Consider the following 18,151-nt stretch of genomic DNA (forward strand, 5'->3'; position numbering starts at 1 on the left):
CTCTCTGCTCAAGTACTCGCTGTCCATGCCGCTGGTCATCATCCCGCCAGCGGTCGCGGCGATGGCCCCCAACCTCGCGCTGGCGGCCTCCGACGTCACGATCAGCGGCGTCGTCACCGACCAAAACACCGGTCAGAAGATCTCGGGCGCCCTCGTCATCATCCAGTGTACGTGCCTCCAGGGCGCGCGCGAGGTGATGACCAACGCGGACGGTCTTTACACGTTCCGCAACCTGCCGCAGGGCAAGTACACGGTGCAGGTGCTGTATCAGGACGCCAACGTCAACAAGACGATGGACGTCCTGCCCGGCGCCAAGATGCGCGCCAACTTCCAGATCGATCCGAAGCTCAAGTTCCGCGTCGACATCGAGGTCCAGACCAAGACGCGCAACGACGCCGCCCAGGTCACCAAGGTGAAGATGGAGCAGGCGCGCAACATCCCGGTCGGCGGGACCAGCCGCGACTTCACGGCCGTGGTCGACATGTCGCCGACCGCCAGCCGCGACGCCGCCGGCATCCGCCTCGGCGGTGCGACGGGCGCCGAGAGCAAGTACGTCGTCGACGGCCAGAACGCCACCAGCCCGGCGTTCGGCACGGTCGGCGCGACGATCGTCCAGGAGTTCATCGACGAGGTCGAGGTCGTCGAGGGCGTGTACGACGCCGAGAGCGGCGGCGCGACCGGCGGTCTCGTCAAGGCGCGCCGCATCGGCGGCAGCAACAAGCTGCGCGGCACGGTGCTGTTCCGCATGACCCCGCGCATCGCCTTGCCGCGCTTCATCAGCGCGACCGACGAGTCGCTGCGCGTGGCCGAGATCAACAACTACCAGGGCGAGGGTGTCGTCACCCTGTCCGGTCCGATCATCAAGGACAAGCTGTTCTTCGCCATCGGCGTCGCGCCGGGCGGCACCAACAACTCGCTGATCCAGTCGTTCTACAAGCGGCGCGACAAGGACCGCTCGGGCGGCTACGAGGATTGCGCCTACGAGAACGGCACCAACGACTGTACTGCCAACGGCAACTACATCGACTCGGTGAAGTTCGCCGAGCAGCGGTTCAAGACCGGCCGCTTCAACATGGGTTGGACGGTCGCCCTCGACTGGCAGATCAACCCCAAGCACCGCCTGCGCCTGTCGGGCGGCGGCGGCCCTGCGACGCAGCGGCGCAGCTATCGCCAGCCGCCGGGCTCCGAGCCCAACTCGTTCGGCACCAACCCGAACGCGACCATCGGCGGCGCCTCGCGCGTCGGCTCGGGCGTCGTCAACAACAGCTTCGGCAGCGACTTCGGCAACACCACGCAGGTCGGCCTCGACTACGAGGGCCGCGTCGCCAACGACAAGCTCGAGATCGACGCCGGCATCTACTACTCGCGCTTCTCGCAGAAGCAGGCGTGGAAGCTCGACAACGAGATGCAGCGGAACATCCCGCTGACGCAGGAGACCGACAGCCAGGGCCGCAACCTCTACGACCTGCTCGACCGCGACGGCGCGGTGCGCCTGGTCCAGGGCGTCGACGAGGCGTGCAACAACGCCAACCTGCCGGGCCTCACCTGTCCGACGCGCGTGTGGCTCTCGGGCGGTATCGGCACCTACTCGCAGTCGGTGGCCGACCGCGTCGGCGGCCAGCTGGCGCTGACCCACTTCCTCAGCGGCAAGAAGGCGGGCGCGCACCAGCTCAAGTACGGCACCGAGATCGACAGCGTGCGGCTCAAGCAGAGCACCGCGTACTCGGGCCAGAACGACCCCGACTTCTACCAGAACTGTCCCGTCGGCACCGTCGGCGGCGGCGAGTACTGCTACGACCCGGCGACCAACAACTACTTGATGGGCGGCGACGTCAGCCCGAACCGGGTCAACAACAACCGCCTCGTCATCGTCGACGCCGACAACCCGGACAACCGCCGCACCCTCGGCTTCGGCCGCGTGCGCTACGAGCAGGACGACCTGCGCGCGATCGCCAGCCCGATCGGCGCCGGCGTCCGCGTCCCGGCCTACAACTCGACGCTGACCACCCAGAACTACGCGCTGTTCGTCCAGGACAAGTGGTCCATCTTGTCGAACCTGTACCTCAACGCCGGCGTGCGTTGGGAGATGCAGGACATGAAGGACGTGTTCGGCAAGCGCAACATCTTCATCAACGACAACGTCGCGCCGCGCGTCAGCCTCGTGTACGACTGGACGGACGAGGGCAAGAGCCGCCTGTACGCGTCGTACGGCTGGTTCTACCAGCAGCTGCCGGTCGTGCTGAACAACCGCGCCTTCGGCGGCCTCGTCAACGTCACCCGCAGCTACCGCGCGTCCGACTGCGCCACCCCGGTGCTCATCGGCGGCGAGTCGCGCGAGCGGTCGATCAACGGCGCCCCGACCGAGTGGTGCAGCGACTTCAACCAGTCGACCACCGGCCTCACCGCGGGCTCCGTCGTGCCGAAGCTGCGCGGCATGTACACCCAGAAGTTCGTCGTCGGCTACGAGCAGGAGGTCATCGAAGACCTGCTCGTCGGCGTCAAGTGGCAGCACGAGAGCCTCGGCCGCGCGGTCGAGGACGTGTCGACCAACGGCGGCCTCAACTTCATCATCGCCAACCCCGGCGAGTCGGTCTCGGCCTCGGACATCCAGCGCCAGCAGGACGCCTGTACCAAGCTGCAGGAGCAGTTCGACCAGGCCGCCGACGACGACCCGCAGCGCGACGTGCTCGCCCGCGAGCTCAACCGCTGCACCTTCCTCGCCGACGCCTACTCGAAGGTCGGCACGCTCTTCAACAAGCCGGTCCGCAACTACGACGCGTGGGTGTTCAACATCACCAAGCGCTTCGCCAAGAACTGGACCATCCAGGCCAGCTACATCTACAGCCGCCTGATCGGTAACTACGACGGCTTCGTCAACCGCAACACCGGCGCCATCGACCTCGGCACCACGACCACCTACGACATCCCGGAGCTGGTCCGTAACAGCTACGGCCCGCTGTGGGACAACCGCCCGCACCAGGTCAAGTTCGACGGGTACTACTCGTTCGACCTCAAGAAGGCCGGTCGCCTCACCCTCGGCCTGAACTTCCGCTACCAGTCGGGCACCCCGATCAGCGTGTTCGCCGACAACAACCGCTACAGCGGCCAGTTCCTGGTCTACGCCATCCCGCGCGGCGCCGGCGGCCGCCTCGAGCCCAACTACTTCGCCAACGTCGGCATCAGCTACGCCTACCCGCTGCCCGGCGAGGTCGAGCTCGAGGTCTCCGCCCGCCTCGTCAACATCACCAACAACAAGGCCGTCCTCCGCGTCGACGAGACCTACTCGTACTCGCAGGGCCGCGCCATCGCCGGCGGTGACCTCGACGACCTGAAGCACGCCAAGGTCCAGAGCCCGAACGCGCCGACCAGCTTCTTCCAGCGCGGCGTGCTCCCGCCGCAGGGCAACTTCCTGGTCCAGACCGTGTTCCAGCAGCCGATCGGCGCGCAGTTCGAGCTCCGCCTGCGCTTCTGAACACTGGGACTCGAACCTCCGCCGCGAGGTTTCAGCTCGGCCCGCCTGTCCGCGACAGGCGGGCCGAATCGCTTCGGGCGATCGCCGCCGCGGCGCGCGGCCCTCCGCGTGACCCTCCGCGGGGGTGCCAGTCCGGTGCACCGGCTCCGATCATTCACCGTCCACGACTCGCGCGGCGCCTCGCCGATTCCCGGGCATTCCCGCGAGTGCAGGATCGCCGGCGGTGCGGCGATTCCCGCTGGCCGCGTCTCGGCCCGATTGCGGGCAGTCCGGATCAGCGAACGCGGGCATGGCGAAAATCGCCCACGGCCGTGCGATGATGGCGGGCATCATGCGTCGTGGGCTCCTCTGTCTCCCTCTCCTCGCGTCCGTGGCCTGCGGTGATCTGACCGGCGACACCGACGCCGCAACGCTCGGCACCTCCGACGCGAGCACGAGCACCAGCACCGCGGGCTCGACCAATCCGACGACCACGCAGACCCCGCCGGACACCAGCGAGGGCAGCATGAGCGGGGCCGAGACGACGACGACGGGCGCGCCGACGGGCACCTCGGAGCCGCCGACGAGCACCACGGGCGACCCGCCGAAGGCCGACATGGGCACGAGCGGCGGCGAGTTCCTGCGCTGCCACGACGCTCCGCCCGACGGCGCCACTCTCGCCCCGGACATCCCGGCCTACGGCGGCAGCTGCCCGACCCTCGAGATCGGCTACATGGAGGGCCAGGCGTTCAACGTCCTGCCGCAGCAGCTCGGCAACAACACCGTCGAGCGCCAGTTCCTCGTCATCGCCCCCGAGGACGCGGCGCCCGACGAGCGCCTGCCGGTGATCTTCCTGTGGCACTGGCTCGGCGGCGACGCCCAGGACTTCTACGAGCGCGGCGACGTGCAGAACGCGGTCAATCAGAAGCGCTTCATCGCCGTCATCCCCGAGGCGCGCGAGGGCGTGCTGTTCAAGTGGCCGTTCAGCGCGCTCGACAGCGACGCCGACCTGCAGGCCGAGTTCCAGTTCTTCGACGACATGCTGTCGTGCGTGGCCGAGCAGTTCAGCGTCAACAAGGAGTGCGTCTCCTCGACCGGCGTCAGCGCCGGCGCCCTGTTCACCAGCCAGCTCGCGGGCGGCCGCGGCGACGTGCTGTCGTCGTTCATGTCCCTGTCGGGCGGGACCGGCGGTGGCACGATCAAGCCGTGGACCGCGCCGGCCCACAAGATGCCGGCGATGGTGCTGTGGGGCGGCCCCGACGACTTCTGCATCGTCATCGACTTCGAGCAGACGTCGAAGGACCTCGAGCAGAACCTCGAGGCCGGCGGTCACTTCGTCCTCGAGTGCGTCCACAACTGCAACCACTCGACGCCGCCGTTCCCGGTCGAGCGAGGCGAGACCGCCTTCGCGCCGCTGTGGGACTTCTTCCTCGATCACCCGTACTGGCTGGCGCCGGGCGAGTCGCCCTACAACGAGTTCGGCGTCCCGGCCGGCATGCCCGACTGGTGCGCGATCGGGGTCGGCAACGCGGTCCCGCCGCCCGAGCCGTGCGACAAGAACGAGTGCTCGTGAGATCGACGCTCGGCCTCTCGCCGGGCGGTGATTCGGCCCGGGGTGATCCGAGCTGCGGACGCACGAAGGGCCCGGCGCGGTGCGACCGGGCCCTCGGCGCGCCGCCGTGGCGCTTCGGGCTCACAGCCCGCTGACGTTCAGGCCGCCCGCCTTCACCTTCGACTTCGTCTTCATGGGACCCTCCTTTCGCGTCGACGATAGCCGGCTGGCCCGGGACGCACCACGCGCCGGGTCGCGCGTGTCGGGTTCGCGCGGGGGCTCCTGTTGCGCCCGCGCGCGACTGTGCGGCATCCTGGCCGCGATGCTCGGTTCGCTAGCGACTCGCCGCTCCGTCGCCATCTTCGCGCTGCTGAGCGCCTGCAGCGACTCGGCCGCCACCACCACCGACGACGACAGCACCGGCGCGGCCAGCAGCACCAGCGAGTCCGGCGCGAGCACGAGCACGACCACCGGCACCACCACCGCGCCGACCACCACTGCCGGCCCCGACGGCACCGGCAGCAGCGGCGATCCGGGCTTCGAGCCGCCCGCGCCGGTGTGCGGCAACGGCTACCTCGAGGCCGGCGAGCAGTGCGACGACGGCAACGACGTCGACGACGACGGCTGCGACGGGGCGTGCCTTGTCCCCTGCGGGCTGGCCGGCGAGGCCGTCGCGCTCGCGCCCTCCGCCGAGTCGGAGCTGTGGGTGGTCGCGGTCGCGCCCGCGCCCGACGGCGGCTTCGTGGCGATCGCCCGCCAGCGCGAGATCACCAGCGACGAGGAGGGCATGCAGACCTTCGGCCTCGCGCGCACGCGGGCGATCCGCTACGCCCCCGACGGCCAGCCGCAGTGGGACGTGCTGCTGGCGCCGGCCGACATCCGCTTCACGCCGGTCGACGGGGTGGTCGACGCCGACGGCCACGTCTACGTGGTGGCGACGGTCGCCGGCGCCGACGAGGACGACATCCGCGCGGTCAAGCTCGATGGAACCGACGGACATGTCCTCTGGACCATGGACAAGGACGGCGCCGAGCCGATGAGCGACGACAGGGCCAGCGGCATCGCGCTCGCGCCCGACGGCGACGTGGTGATCGCCGGCGACGTCAGCGACGGGCCCGGCGGCGGCGACGTGTGGCTCGGCAAGCTGACCGCGGGCGAGGGCACCGAGGTGTGGTCCACGGTGTGGAGCGGCGCGGGCAACGGCATGTTCTCCAACGACGACGCCGGCCGCCTGGCCGTGGCCGGGGACGGCTCGATCTACGTCGGCGCCCGCGAGTACGTCGACTACAACATCGGCGAGGCGGTGCTGCTCAAGTTCGCGGCCGACGGCGGGCCGGCCGAGTGGAAGTTCTCGCCGCTGGCCGACGGCAGCGTGCACAACCACGGGCCCGGCTGGGTGTCGGTCGACGCGGCCGGCGACGTGCTCTACACGGCGGTGCGCCTGCAGGGCGCGGTGCCCAACTTCTGGGTCTACAAGGTCGGCCCCGACAACGAGCTGCTGTGGGAGCGGGCGCTGGCCGACTACGAGGACGACGGCGACCAGTGGTCGCTCGATGGGGCCGCGTTCGCGCCCGACGGCGAGGTCGTGCTGGCCGGCAGCCTGCGCCTCAAGGACAAGGTGGCCGCGCTCGAGTGGCGCGAGGCCTGGCTGGCCCGCCTCGGCGGCGACGGCGAGGTCCGCTGCCGGGTCCGCCACCGCGCCCCCAGCCCCGACCTGCTGCCGCCCGACGTCGTCACCTACGACGCGGCCGTCGGCGCCGACGCGACGACCTACGTCGGCGGCGTGCTGGTGGTCGCCGGCGAGCAGCAGAGCTGGGTCGGCCTGTTCCGGCCGTAGCGCGGGCGGCATGTCGAGGAAGACATGTCGATTGGGGCATGTCTCCGGGAGCATGTCGCTGAGGACATGCCTGGAGAGACATCTGCTCGGCCGGCGGCCGGCTCGTCGGACGGCGCGGCTCGGGTCTCGACCCGCCGTCGTCGGCCCCGCGGTCGGCTGTCCCTTCGACCAGGTCTCGGCGCGCCTGGTCGACGGCCAGGCTGGCCGCCGGCCAGACGCTTTCTCGCGTCCATGACGGCGTGTCCTCTCCCGCGATGAATCACCCCCGGCGCGTCTCTCCGGTGGAACGGAGGACATGTCGCCGGGGACATGTCTCCGGAGACATGCGATAGTCCGGCCCGCCGCTCAGGCGTCGCCGAAGCCGCCGGCGATCCAGCGGCCGGCGCTCGCGCTCGAGAGCTTGAAGTCGGGCGCGACCCGGCGCTCGGCCAGCTTGTCGCCGAGGGGGCCCCACGCGGTGAGCAGGGCGTGCGGGTCGTCCTCGTCGGCGGCGACGTCGAGGTCGACGCGGATCGCCTCGCCCTCGGCCATCACGGTGACGCTGCGGTGGCGCCGGGCCCGGGCCTGGGCCTCGTGGCGGGTGAGGACGTCCTGCGCGCCCTTCAGCAGCGTCTTGAAGTCGGTGTGGTTGAGCGGCTTGGGGTTCTTCTTGTCGCGCCCCATGGTCCACGGGCTGACGAGGACCGGCTCGGCGTCGCCGTCGCGCGTCATCGTCACGGCCCAGCCTTCGTCGTCCTCGTTCTTGATCACCTGCGCCGTGAAGCCGCTGGCGACCCACCGGCGCGCGTCGCCCTCGCCCTGGTCGTCTGCCTGATCCGACGTGTTCTTCGTCATGGTGCTCCGTGCCTGGAGAGGCTGAGCGTTTGTACAGCATCCTCGCGGCTCGCGACACCTCAGGGGACGCGGACCAGCAGCGAGACCGGGAGGTCGGCGAACACGTCGGCCAGCCGCACGTCCGCGCCGCGGTGCTCGGCGCCCGTCAGCAGGTCGCGCCAGCCCGCGGCCGGGCCCAGCGCCAGAGACTGCTCGCCCCACGCCGCGCCCAGCGGCCACGGCTGCCGGCCGCCCGTCAGCGTGTACGCCAGCCGCGGGACCACGCACACGAGCTCCTGGTCGCCGTGGGCGCGGCGAAACGCGACCACGTGCTTGCCGGCGGCGATCGGTTCGTAGCTGCCCTCGAGGTACAGGGAGCGGTGCCGGCGGCGGTGCGCCAGGCCGAGGTGCAGGACCATGAGCTTGATCCGGCCGTCGAGGTAGTTCGCCAGCAGGTCGCGCGCGCGAGCCCGCGGGTCCGACGCCCGCGCCTGGATGTCGGCGAGCGCCTGCCGGCGCCGCTCGTAGTCGACGGGCCGACGGTTGTCGGGGTCGACGAGCGAGAAGTCCCACAGCTCACCGCCCTGGTAGGTGTCGGGGACGCCGGGCGAGGCGAGCCGCAGGCACACCTGGGCCAGGCCGTTGACCGCGCCGTAGGTGGAGAGCTTGCGCGCGAGCGCGACGACCGGGCCGCAGAAGCCGGGGTGGGCCAGCATCTCGCGCACGAATTTCTGCACCGCGGCCTCGTAGGCGGGGTCGTTGGCGATCCAGCTGGTCCGCTCCTTGGCCTCGCGGGTGGCCTTCTCCATGTACGCGGCGACGCGATCGACGAAGGCGGGCGGGACGGCGTCGCCCTCGCCGAGCTCGTCCAGCGGCAGGGCGCCGACGACTGTCTGATAGAACAGGTAGGCGTCGTTGGCGGTCGGCGCGAGGTCGTCGTCGTCGAGCCGGGTCCGGTACGGCCGCGACATCCGACTCCACGCCGAGACCGCCCGCCGCCACTCGTCCGGCAGCTCCGACAGCACCGCCAGGCGGGCTCGCACGTCCTCGCCGCGCTTGGTGTCGTGGGTCGCGGTGGTCGTCATCGTCCGCGGGAACCACTCGCGCTGGCGGTGGTTGTGCGCGTGGAACTCGTCGACCGAGACGCCGAAGATCGCCGGGTCGCAGCCGACCTCGTTGAGGCAGACCAGGCGGTTGTAGCGGTAGAGCGCGGTGTCCTCGACGCCCTTGGCGATCACCGGCCCGGTCAGCTGGGCGAAGCGCATGGCGAAGCGCACCGCCTCGGCGCGATGACATGGCTCTTCGGGCAGGTTGCGCAGCATCAGCAGGTCGCGCAAAAACTCGAACACGCTGGCGTCGACGTCGGGGCGGCGGCGCCGGGCCCGGCGCAGCGCGCGGTCGATGTACGCGTCGTCGCTGGCGGTCCGCGAGCCGTCGGGGCGCACGTAGGTGCGGTAGACCGGGAAGGCGGCGATGGTCTCGACGATCGCGGAGGTCAGGCTGACGCGCGTGAAGTCGCGGGAGCGCCGGCGGGTCTGGGCGATCCGCTCGAGCCGGTGGGCGAGCATGTGGATCTCGCTCGACAGGCTGGCGCTCAGGATGGCGAGCCGCGAGTCGTGGGCGATCGCGTCGTAGTCGCGCTCGGTCGCGATGAAGCGGTGGTAGAAGCGGGTCAGCCGCGGGCCCGAGTCGGGGCGGATCCACAGGCCATTGACGACGCCGAGGAAGTCGTAGCCGGTGGTGCCATCGACCTGCCAGCTGCGCGGCAGCGCCTCGCCGGGCTCCAAGATCTTCTCGATCACGAGGTACAGCGGCTGGGCGTCGGCAGGGGCGTGCGCGCGGGCCTCGGCCTGCAGCGTCTCGAAGTAGGCCGCGGGGTCGTAGAGGCCGTCGGTGTGGTCGAGGCGGAGGCCGGTGATCCGGCCCTCGGCGAGCTTGCGCAGCACGAGCGCGTGCGCGGCCGAGAACACCGCGGGGTCCTCCATCTTGATCGCGGCGAGCTCGTTGACGTCGAAGAAGCGGCGGTAGTTGATCTCCTCGGTGGCGACGCGCCAGAAGCTGAGGCGATAGACCTGCTCATTCAAAAAAGCCTCGAGGGCGTCGAAGCTGCGCGGGTCGCCGGGCGCGCCGGCGAGCTCCTGCAGGGCGGCGTCGACGGCGGCGGCGATCGCCTCGGACTCGGCGAGCAAGGCGGTCAGGCGGCGCTTGATCACCTCCTTCTCGCGCGCCCGTTGCTCACGCGCCTCGGGCGGCGTGCTCGCCTCGCCGGGCAGGTGATCGATCGCCGTCAGGACGCTGTGGAGCTCGGCCAGCGTCGGGTCGTCGGCCGCGAGGCTCAGGCGCGCGAGGGCGGGCTGGAAGATCCGCGGCAGCGACTTGATCGCGGCCGGCAGGCGGCGCTCGTAATAAGCGACGAAGAAGCTGCCGCCGTCGCGCACGACCTTCAGCTCGCCGGCCTCGAGCGCCTCGCCGAACTGGCGCCCGAGGATCGGCAGGAGCACCTTGCCGGCCATGCCGACCTTCGGCGGCGCCCACTCGATGTCGAACCAACCCTCGTATATCGAGGCCTCGCCGCTCTCGAGCACGTCGTTCCACCAGCGGTTCTCGCCGCTGCCGATGCCCATGTGGTTCGGCACGAAGTCGAGCACGTGGCCGAGGCCGCGCGCGCGCAGGCCGTCGGTCCAGGCGTCGTAGTCGGCCTCGTCGCCGAGCTCGGGGCCGAGGCGGCCGTGGTCGACGACGTTGTAGCCGTGGGTGCTGCCGCGCTCGGCGTGCAGGTACGGCGAGGTGTAGATGGCGTCGACGCCGAGCGCGTCGAGGTAGTCGGTGATCGCCGCGGCGGCGCGGAAGTCGAAGCCGGCGTGGAGCTGGAGGCGATAGGTCGAGGCGGGGGTCGTCACGGCGCGTCTCCGTCGGCCGCGTAGATCGCCGCGCGGGCCGGCGGCAGCGCCGGGTGGGCCTCGCTGCCGCTGCTCAGCAAGAGCCGCCACGCGCGCCCCTCCGGCGGGGTCGGCGGGCCGCCGGCGTCGCACGGGCCGAAGTCGACGACGAGCAGGCGGTCGCCGCCGGGGCCCTTGCGCAGGACCCACAGGATCTGATCGCCGACTGTCCCCACGGACATGTTCGATCGGTCCGGTACCCGGAGCGTCTCGTCCTCGCGGCGCAGGTGCAGCAGGGCGCGGTAGAGCGCGAGCACGCCGGCGTGCTCGCCCGCGTCGCGCTCGCCCCAGTCGAGGCGCGAGCGCTCGAAGGTCGCGGGGTCCTGGGGGTCGGGGATCTGCTGCTGCTGTTCGGGGTCGTGGAAGGCGGCGAACAGCTTGAACTCGGCGCGCCGGCCGGCGGTGACCTGCTCGCCGAGCTCCTTCGGGTGGTCGGTGAAGTACTGCCACGGCGCGCTCGCGGCCCACTCCTGGCCCATCCACAACAGCGGCGTCATCGGCAAGAACAGCAGCAGCATCGACGCGGCGCAGTAGAGGTCGAGCGGCGACTGGTGGTGCAGGCGATCGCCGAGCGCCCGGTTGCCGACCTGGTCGTGGTTCTGCAGGCAGTAGACGAAGGCGGGCGCGGGCAGGCCGCTGGCGTCGGCGCCGCGCGGCTTGCCTGACGGCGGCCACGCCTGGCCCTCGTAGACGAAGCCGCGCTCGATGCAACGGGCCAGCTCGAACACCTTGGGTTCGAAGGCGTCGTAGTAGCCGTCGCGTTCGCCGGTGAGGAGGACGTGGACGACGTGGTGGAAGTCGTCGGCCCAGATCGCGTCGAGGCCGAGGCCGAGCACCAGCGCCGGATCGTTCGTCTCGTCCTCGGCGACGAGCAGGCGGTGCTCCGGCAACGAGCGGACCTCGGCCGCGAGCTCGGCGAGGATCGGCCGCTCGGTCGGGTCGACCATCGCGTGGGTGGCGTCGAGGCGCAGGCCGTCGAAGCCGAACTCGGTCAGCCAGTAGCGGGCGTTGTCGACGACCAGGCGGCGCATCGCCGGGGCGGCGAAGTTCAGCGCGTCGCCCCACGGGGTCTGCACGGCGTGGGCGAAGTACTCCGGGCTGTAGCTGCCGAGGTAGTTCCCCTCCGGCCCGAAGTGGTTGTAGACGACGTCGAGCAGGACGTTCATGCCGAGCAGGTGGGCCGCGTCGACCAGCGCCCGCAGCTCGTCGGGACGCCCGTAGCCGGCGTGCGGCGCGAAGTGGCCGACGCCGTCGTAGCCCCACCCGCGCGCGCCGGAGAAGCTCGACAGCGGCATCAGCTCGATCGCGGTGATCCCGAGCTCGGCGAGCAGCGGCAGCTTCTCGGTCGCCGCCGCGAAGGTGCCCTCGGGCGTGAAGGTGCCGACGTGCAGCTCGTAGATCACGCAGTCCGTCAGCGGCCGCGGCCGCCACTCGCTCGCGCGCCACTCGTGGTGCGCGCGCACGACCTCGGCCGGGCCGTGCACGCCGAACGGCAGGGCGCGCGCGTAGGGGTCGGGGACCTCGGCGTCGTCGAGCTTGAAGCGGTACAGCGTGCCCTCGGGCAGGTCGTAGAACGCCTCGAACAGGCCGTCGCCGAGCGGCTGCAGCGGCCGCTCCTCGCGGGCGACCGGCGGGCCGTCCCCCTCGGGGCGCTCGTGCAGGACGACCGCGACGCGGCCGGCGCGGGTGCTCCACACGCGGAAGCGGACGCCGCCGCCTTCGAGCGCGGCGCCGAGGTTCGACATGTCGGAAGGTTCATGTGTCATGGGTCATGTCCGGATCGACGCCGCGGAACAGCACGAGGGTCTTGGGCGGCAGCTCGGCCCGATCGCCGCCGGCGACCTGGCCGTGCGGCTCGTCGGCGGCGGTGTCGACGAGCCGCTCCCAGGCGGCGTGCAGCGGGGGCAGCACGAACTCGACCGGGCTCAGGCCGCCGTTGAGCACCAGCAGGAGGTCGTCGTCGCGGATCGGCTCGCCCTCGTCGTCGACGTCGTCGACGCCGTGGCCGGCGAGGAACATGCCGAGGCTCTGGGTGGTCGGGTCCTGCCAGTCGTCGTCGGACAGCTGCTCGCCGTCGGGGCGCAGCCACATGATGTCGTGGACGTCGCCGCCGCGGATCTTGCGACCCTTGAAGAACTTGGAGCGCTGCAGCGCGGGGTGGTCGCGGTAGACCGCGAGGGTCCGCTGCACGAACCGCAGCAGCGCGCGCCGCTCGTCGTCGAGCTCCCAGTCGTACCAGCTGATCTCGTTGTCCTGGCAGTAGGCGTTGTTGTTGCCGCCCTGGGTGCGCCCGATCTCGTCGCCGCCGGCGATCATCGGCGTGCCCTGCGACAGCAGCAGCGTCGCCAGAGAATTCCGCTGCTGCCGTAGCCGCAGCGCCCGCACCTCGGGGTCGTCGGTCGGGCCCTCGGCGCCGCAATTCCACGAGCGGTTGTGGTCCTCGCCGTCGCGGTTGTCCTCGCGGTTGGCCTCGTTGTGCTTGTGGTCGTAGGCGACGAGGTCGGCGAGGGTGAAGCCGTCGTGCGCGGTGACGAAGTTGACGCTCATGTACGGCCGGCGCCCGTCGTTCTGGTAGAGGTCGCTGCTGCCCGACAGGCGGTAGCCGAGGTCGCCGGCGACGCCGCCGTCGCCGCGCCAGAACGAGCGCATGGTGTCGCGGTACTTGCCGTTCCACTCGGCCCAGCGCACCGGGAAGTTGCCGACCTGGTAGCCGCCCTCGCCGAGGTCCCACGGCTCGGCGATGAGCTTCACCTGACTTATCACCGGATCTTGATGGATGATGGTGAAGAACGACGACAGCTGCTCGACCTCGTACAGGCCGCGCGCGAGCGTGGCCGCGAGGTCGAAGCGGAACCCGTCGACGTGCATCTCGAGGATCCAGTAGCGCAGCGAATCCATGATGAGCTGCAGGGTCTGCGGGTGCCGCACGTTGAGGCTGTTGCCCGTGCCGGTGTAATCGTAGTAGTAGCGCGGGGCGTCCGGCACGAGCCGGTAGTAGGTCGGGTTGTCGATGCCGCGGAAGCTGAAGGTCGGCCCGAGGTGGTTGCCCTCGGCGGTGTGGTTGTAGACGACGTCGAGGATCACCTCGATGCCGGCCCGATGCAGCGCGCGGACCATCTCCTTGAATTGCTGGACCTCGGCGGCGACGCGCTCGCCGCTGCGGTAGCGCACGTCGGGGGCGAAGAAGCCGATCGTGTTGTAGCCCCAGTAGTTGCGCAGGCCGCGGTCGAGCAGGAACTTGTCGTCGACGAATTGATGCACCGGCAGCAGCTCGACCGCGGTGACGCCGAGCTCGGTCAGGTGGCGCACGATCGGCGGGCTGCCGACGCCGAGGTAGGTGCCGCGCAGCTCGGGCGGGACCTCGGGGTGGCGCATCGTCAGGCCCTTGACGTGGGTCTCGTAGACGATGGTCTTGTGCAGCGGGACGTGCGGGGGGCGGTCGTCCTGCCAGTCGAAGCCCGGATCGACGACGACGCCGAGCGGCACGCCGAAGCTCTCGTGCGGGTTGGCGATGAGGTCGCGGTCGGGGCTGTCGCTGGCGATGTCGTAGGAGAAGGTGCCGTCCTCCCAGCGGGTGACGCCGCTGAAGGCCTTGGCGTACGGGTCGGTCAGGAGGTTGCGCGGGTTGAAGCGCAGGCCCTCCTCGGGCGCCCACGGGCCGTCGACGTGGTAGCCGTAGCGCTGGCCGGGGCCGACGCCCTCGACGAAGGCGTGCCACACGAAGGCGGTCCGCTCGCGCAGCGGCACCCGCTGCTCGCCGCCGTCGGCGTCGATCAGCACGAGCTCGACCCGCGAGGCGTGCTCGCTGTAGAGGGCGAAGTTGGTCCCGGTCCGACCGTCCCAGGTCGCTCCGAGCGGGTATGCATTGCCAGGGCGGATGCGCACGGTGGTTCTCGCTGTCACGTCCGGCGGTCGCGGCACTGCCGGGCGCGAGCGACGAGCAGCTCTCGACGCGCCGACCGGAGCCGCTCGCGCCGCACGTTGAAGTCGATCCTTCGCGTCGTCATGACGGGTGCCGGTGCGACCCGGAGAGACGTGCTCGGAAAAGCGGGGCGAGCAAACGATGTCCGGCCGCGCGGCTTTGGCCGGGCCTGTCGCGCCGGGAGCACGGCGCTCGCGTCGACCGGACTGAACGGCGTGAGCCGCGCAAGGCCGATCGGCCACGCTCGGCGACGGATCCCTGCCTCCGCGCCGCTCGCCGGGTAATCGCCGGTGTTTCGCCCAGGCCTTGCTTTCGTGGCCGACAGACCTGCTCGCCGGTGCGGGCAGGTGTGCGTTCGGACATGTCACTCGAGACATGCCCTTTGGAGCAGCCGAGCGGCCGGCAGGGGCTCAGTCCAGGCGCACGACCTGGCTGGCGGACGCGGCGGCGCGCAGCTTGCCGCCTGTCTTGAAGGACAGGCCGGCCAGCGTCCCCGCGGGCAGGGCCGCGACCACCATCGTCGCGTCGCTGTCGGGGATCTCCAGCGCCGCGGCTGGCTCGCGCACGGTCGCGCCGTCGAGCGCGAACTCGACGAAGGTGTCGCTCGCGCGCCCGCGCAGCGGCACCGCGCCGACCGTCGTGTACCAGTGGGTCTTGCCGTCCTTCATCAAGGTGCCGACCACGATCGGCCGCGCCTGCGGATCGGGCGGCGCCCCGCCGGCGTCCCACGAGGTCAGCTCGCGGATGCTGTCGAAGGTCTTCTCCCACCCGAAGTCCGACACCCACGACTGCGAGCAGTAGCTCATGTAGTCGCGGAAGCTGGTCGGCGAGCGCATCCCGGTGTCGTGGACCCCGTAGCCCCAGCGGCCGATGCGGCCGTTGGCGTACGGGTATTCGGGGTCGGCCCCGGCCTCGCCGCCGCTGCAGCGCACGTGGTAGAGGCCCTGGGTGTGGCCGACCTCGTGGACGAAGGTGTCGCGCGCGCCGGCCCCCGACGATTGATAGCGGCCGACGGCCAGGCGCTGGTACGCGTAGCCCTTGGTGGGCTGGTCGGGGATCCCCGCCGCCTGGCCCAACAGCCCCGGCGGATAGCCGTCGCAGCTCTCGATGAGGCCGTAGTAGTAGACGTTGTCGGCCGGCGCGTCGGCGGCCCGCAGCTCGCCGAGCTTGGTCAAGATCGGCACGAACCCGTTGGGCTCGTCGCCGATCGTCGCGGTGTACTCCCACGGCGCGTGGACCGTCAGCACCGCCCGCTGGACCGGGTTGTGTTGCTCGATCCACACCCGCATCGCCTCGATGTCCGCGTCCGTGATCGTCGGCGTGCAGGTCATCCCGTCGATCACGTGCTTCAGCGGCACCAGCTCGACCTTGAGCTCCATCGGCGCGTCCTCGACGTGCAGCGTCCCGCGGCCGGCCAGCGGCAGGATCGGCGGCGGGTCGCTGACCTCGCCGGTGGCCAGCGCGGGGTCGGGCTCGAGCGCCTCGATGCGGTACTGCAGCCCCGGCCCGACCAGCGACGCCGGCAGCTCCCACGAGAAGGTCGTGAACAGGTCGCCGTCGTTGCTCGGCCCGTTCACCATCACCTTGAAGTCGTCGACGCGGGTCTCGCCCTCGGGCGTCCAGAGCGTCAGGCGACCGACGATCTCGCGCGGCGTGAAGTCGGCGTGCAGCAGCCAGTCGGCGCGCATCACCGCCTTGCGCCCGGACAGCAGGCGGGCCCCGAGCTCGTCGCTGGGCACCTCGGCGCCGTCGCGCACGATCTCCAGCTGCACGCCTTGATTGACGGTGGCGCGGGTCAGGCGGATCCCACGGGCGTACTCGAGCGCGGGGGTCTCGTCGTCGCCGGTGGTCGAGGTCGCGGTCGAGGTCGTCGTCGGCGTCTCGGCGCCGGTCGAGGTCGAGGCGTCGCCGGTGGTGCTGGTCGACGAGGGCAGGGACTCGGTCCCGCTCGCCGGGTCGTCGGCGCACGCGGGCAGGAGGACGAGCGCCACGATGGACGCGAGGCGGGGGCGCGACATCGCCAGCGACTGTATCAGGCCCGGGCGGCGCCGAGTACCGCCGCGGGCCCGATTCGGGCCGCAAGGGCTCGTCGCCCGCGGCGACGCGGGTGGGGGCGGGTGCGCGCGCGTGATCCCGGCCGGCGCTCGCACCTGCTTGCAGGTGCAAGCCGGTCAGGGCTATAGCGGGAGTGCCGTGAAGTTGATCCGTCGCGTCTCCCTCGGCCTGCGCGAAGGCTCCTCCGACAAGGTCTACATCGTCGACCTGTGCGAGGTGAGCAAGGGCAAGTTCGTCGTCAACTTCCAGTTCGGCCGCCGCGGCGCGCCGCTGAAGGACGGCACCAAGACTGATTCACCCGTGGCCGAGACCACCGCGCGCTCGGTGTTCGCCAAGCTCGTCGACGAGAAGAAGCGCAAGGGCTACACCGAGTCGACCGAGGCGGCGGCGGTGGGGCGGACGCTGGGCGGCGCGCCGAGCGAGACGGCGGCGGCGGCACCTGCCCGAAAGGCCAGCCCGGCGTTCGCCAGCCCGAAGGAGGCGATCCTCGCCCGTTTGCAGGGCGGCGGCGGGCGCAAGCCGTGGAAGCCGGCGCGGGTGGTCTGGCGCGCCGGCGAGTACCGTCTGCGCGAGGCGGTGCCGCACCTCATCCGCCTGATCGGCAGCGGCGACCTGATGCTCGACTACTGCATCGCCTGGGCGCTGGCCCGCTGCGGCGACGCCGACACCTTCACCGCGCTGGCGCGGGCGCGCAACGAACCTGGCCTGCAGGCCAGCAGCCTCGACGAGGCGCTGAAGCTGTTCATCCCGCGGGCCGGCAAGAGCGACATGGTCATGCGCATGACGCTCGAGATGCTGCGCGGCTGGAGCGACGAGCTGCGCGACGCCGTCGCCGCCAGGGCGCGCGCCGCCTGCCGCCGGCGCTGAAGGAGTTTTCTTCACGGCCCTCCGGGCCTGATGGGGCGAGCAAGGGCGACCCGGAGGCGTTCACCGCGGTGCTGTTGGCCGCGCTGGCCGCCGGCGACACCGCCGCGCTTGAGGACATCTACCGCATCGACGACGACACCGTGCGCCCGGGCCTGCTCGCCGGCCTGCGCACGATCCCGCTGCAGGTCGGCAGCTTCCGCCACGTCCGCCACCTGCTCAAGATGGCCGAGGTCCGCGGCGACGCCGAGGTGTTCGGCCTCATCGCCTATCGCGTCGAGAAGACCCCGGCGGCCTTCGGCTCGCGCCGCAACGTGTTCCTCGGCGGCGGCCGCTGGACCGACGTCGCCAAGGAGCTGAAGCGCCCCGACTCGCGCCTGGCCTACTCGAGCAAGACCCGCGACTACCTGCGTCGCCGGGCCTTCCGCTCGCTGCGGCGCCTGGCCGAGGCCGGCGACGCGATGAGCTACGTCAAGCTGGCCGTCGGCGTGCTCCTGCCGTTCAGCGACGCCGACGGCCAGGAGGTCAAGTCCGCGACGCGCTACAGCTACAGCACGCGCAAGAACAAGACCGTCCGCTGGGACCGCTTCGCCGCCTACCACGCCTTCAACGCGATCCTCTACGGCGGCAACAGCCCGCGCTACGAGCCGCGGGTGCGCGGCGCGACCTGGCGCTGCCGCGGCAACTACAAGCCCGGCGACCCGGCGCCCGCGAGCCG

At 71.2% G+C, this 18,151-nt stretch carries 9 protein-coding genes; 4 read left to right on the plus strand and 5 right to left on the minus strand.

Translation table 11 applies throughout. The features are described from left to right. Positions 1-25 precede the first annotated feature (25 nt). The 3 genes from OV079_RS47285 to OV079_RS47295 all read left to right on the plus strand — a co-directional run bounded on the left by OV079_RS47285 (position 26) and on the right by OV079_RS47295 (position 6,840). A complete protein-coding gene (locus OV079_RS47285; protein WP_267776650.1) occupies positions 26-3,472 on the plus strand; it encodes a TonB-dependent receptor in 3,447 nt (1,148 codons plus the stop codon). A 370-nt stretch (positions 3,473-3,842) separates the two neighbouring features. Then, positions 3,843-5,024: an alpha/beta hydrolase family protein gene (locus OV079_RS47290; protein WP_267776653.1), complete on the plus strand. Its 1,182-nt coding sequence runs from the start codon at positions 3,843-3,845 to the stop codon at positions 5,022-5,024. Between the two features lie 301 nt (positions 5,025-5,325). Next, a complete protein-coding gene (locus OV079_RS47295; protein ID WP_267776654.1) occupies positions 5,326-6,840 on the plus strand; it encodes a DUF4215 domain-containing protein in 1,515 nt (504 codons plus the stop codon). Positions 6,841-7,185: 345 nt separating this feature from the next. Here the strand turns inward: OV079_RS47295 and OV079_RS47300 are convergent, their stop codons facing one another. The 5 genes from OV079_RS47300 to OV079_RS47320 all read right to left on the minus strand — a co-directional run bounded on the left by OV079_RS47300 (position 7,186) and on the right by OV079_RS47320 (position 16,532). Then, entirely contained in the window at positions 7,186-7,674 is a 489-nt protein-coding gene (locus OV079_RS47300) for a hypothetical protein (RefSeq protein ID WP_267776656.1), read from the minus strand. A gap of 59 nt (positions 7,675-7,733) precedes the next feature. Continuing rightward, entirely contained in the window at positions 7,734-10,553 is a 2,820-nt protein-coding gene (gene treY / locus OV079_RS47305) for a malto-oligosyltrehalose synthase (RefSeq protein ID WP_267776657.1), read from the minus strand. Beyond that, positions 10,550-12,337 carry a malto-oligosyltrehalose trehalohydrolase gene (gene treZ, locus OV079_RS47310; protein WP_267776659.1) on the minus strand — a complete coding sequence of 596 codons (1,788 nt, stop codon included), beginning with the start codon at positions 12,335-12,337 and terminating at the stop codon, positions 10,550-10,552. The genes treY and treZ overlap by 4 nt, the downstream gene beginning before the upstream one ends. A 10-nt stretch (positions 12,338-12,347) precedes the next feature. Continuing rightward, the gene (glgX, locus tag OV079_RS47315) at positions 12,348-14,477 is read right to left on the minus strand and encodes a glycogen debranching protein GlgX (RefSeq protein WP_267776661.1); all 2,130 of its coding nucleotides are present in this window, start codon (positions 14,475-14,477) and stop codon (positions 12,348-12,350) included. Positions 14,478-14,924: 447 nt separating this feature from the next. Continuing rightward, positions 14,925-16,532 carry a M66 family metalloprotease gene (locus OV079_RS47320; protein WP_267776663.1) on the minus strand — a complete coding sequence of 536 codons (1,608 nt, stop codon included), beginning with the start codon at positions 16,530-16,532 and terminating at the stop codon, positions 14,925-14,927. 175 nt (positions 16,533-16,707) lie between these two features. On the opposite strand from OV079_RS47320, the gene OV079_RS47325 reads away from it, so the two are divergent. Further along, positions 16,708-17,436: a WGR domain-containing protein gene (locus OV079_RS47325; protein ID WP_267776665.1), complete on the plus strand. Its 729-nt coding sequence runs from the start codon at positions 16,708-16,710 to the stop codon at positions 17,434-17,436. Positions 17,437-18,151 lie beyond the last annotated feature (715 nt).

The sequence above is a fragment of the Nannocystis pusilla genome (genome assembly GCF_026626665.1).
Classification (GTDB): Bacteria; Myxococcota_A; Polyangia; order Nannocystales; family Nannocystaceae; genus Nannocystis; species Nannocystis pusilla.